The sequence below is a fragment of the Nitrosomonas sp. Nm33 genome (genome assembly GCF_900107265.1).
GTDB lineage: Bacteria > Pseudomonadota > Gammaproteobacteria > Burkholderiales > Nitrosomonadaceae > Nitrosomonas.
Genome location: NZ_FNPJ01000152.1, coordinates 1 through 1,777 on the forward strand (window position 1 = coordinate 1; position 1,777 = coordinate 1,777).

1 protein-coding gene and 2 pseudogenes are annotated in these 1,777 nt (G+C 46.9%); 1 reads left to right on the forward strand and 2 read right to left on the reverse strand.

From position 1 onward, the window contains the following. A pseudogene (locus BLV54_RS15140) lies at positions 1-467 on the reverse strand (IS481 family transposase); the annotation flags it as partial. 288 nt (positions 468-755) lie between these two features. Continuing rightward, entirely contained in the window at positions 756-1,265 is a 510-nt protein-coding gene (locus BLV54_RS15145; protein ID WP_090572405.1) for a DUF1269 domain-containing protein, read from the reverse strand. Positions 1,266-1,664: 399 nt separating this feature from the next. Here BLV54_RS15145 and BLV54_RS15150 point away from each other — a divergent pair. Continuing rightward, positions 1,665-1,777 (forward strand): annotated as a pseudogene (locus BLV54_RS15150) (transposase); the annotation flags it as partial.

Consider the following 1,777-nt stretch of genomic DNA (forward strand, 5'->3'; position numbering starts at 1 on the left):
TCGATGGCGACGAACAGATAGAGTTTGCCTTCCTCGGTGCGCACTTCAGCGATGTCGATATGAAAGTATCCAATGGGATACTTCTTGAACTTCTTCTTCGCGGGCTTATCACCATCTACATCCGGCAACCGACTGATGCCGTGGCGTTGATAGCAGCGATGCAGGGATGAGCGGGATAGATGGGGGATCGTGGATTGCAAGGCATACAGGCAGTCATCCAAAGGCAGTAGCGTATGCCGGCGGAAAGCCACGCACATGGCCTCCTGCTCCTTCGTCAGAACGGTCGACGCAGGTTCCTTTGGTCCCATCGGCGCATCGTGAACGAAGTCCCGCTTCTTCCACTTCGCCACCGTCTTCGGATTAATCCCGTGACGCTCCGCCAGAACGTTCAGGCTCTCTTGACTATGTTGTATCGCTCGACGGGTCGCCTCTGTCGTACGGACTCTTCCATGCAGTATCTGTCCCATAATTCCTCCTTCAGTAGCTGATTGTATATTACACCACCATACTGCGGGACTAAACATCTAAGTTCAAAAACAGCTCTTACCAACTATTTTCAATTTCAAACTTGAAGACCTTATGATTCCCCCTGCCGAAGACCAATCATCTTTATGATCGCCTTTGCTCGAGCCTATGATCGTCTTCTTTTATGAGTTTCATAAGGGTATCGCTAGGCTCAAAGTACCTGGAAACAATCCATTTTTACCGAGCAATTGGATAGCCTCAAATGCAGGAAGCGATTTGACTCTTTTCCATTAAGGAAACGCAGGTATTGTCGGCTCCGTAGTTTTGACTTCTATTTCGGGTATATGCTGTTTTATACGCTCTTCGATCTTATCCACCTGATCCGCTGGCACATCGACCAATACTAGAAAATGACCTGATTCTATTGCATCTTCGAACTCTTTAATCCGTCTATTGCCCACACTCATTCCGACCAACCCGCTTACCCATGCACCAACACCCGCACCTGTAAGCGCTGTTGCCAACAAGATACCACCCGCAATGACTGGTGCGGCAGGAGGAAGGGCGATAGCAACCAATCCGGCGAGTAAACCGGTCGTTCCACCGAGCGTCAATCCTTGTTGCACCGCAGGAACAAAATCGCTCTTCTGCAGGAGACTGGCCTCAGGCAATTCCTCGAGCGGTGTGCCGCGCTTAGCAATCACGTGGATGTTCTTCTCTTTGATTCGTGCCAAAAGCAGTTCATCAACGACACGCCTCGTAACGTTAATATTGGGAACAAGAAAATAGATTCGTCGCATGATAACCTCCTCAAATTTAGGTTAATCAATGTTGCTAAGCAAAACAGATCGCCAGCTGACACGAAGGAGTAGCAATCAATCAAATCAATCCAGCTTTAATATAAATTAATGCTAATGATAACAAACAAGGGAAGCAATAATGCAATTGCATGCATTTTTCCCTCAGTACGTGACACTAAGAAAAACAGCATCCATGTAATCTGACTACTGCCTTCTTAATAATTATTCCATTTCCAAGAAACTGTTTGGAAATTGTGAGAGCTAGCTGATGTAGCGATTTTTGCTGTTTGTTAACATTCACCATTTTATGAATCAACCAAAAAACGGAAGAAGCGTTATCCGAGCAACCTAAGCTCTGGAGCGTGGTATTACTTGAAACCCCACCTACCGGTATCAGCAGCAGGAAGGCCGAGAGAGGTAAGTCTACGCCAGGTGGTAAATGCAATTTTGTATGTTTTAAAAACAGGTTGTCAATGGCGGCAATTACCCCGCGAGTTCCCCGCTTGGAGTAC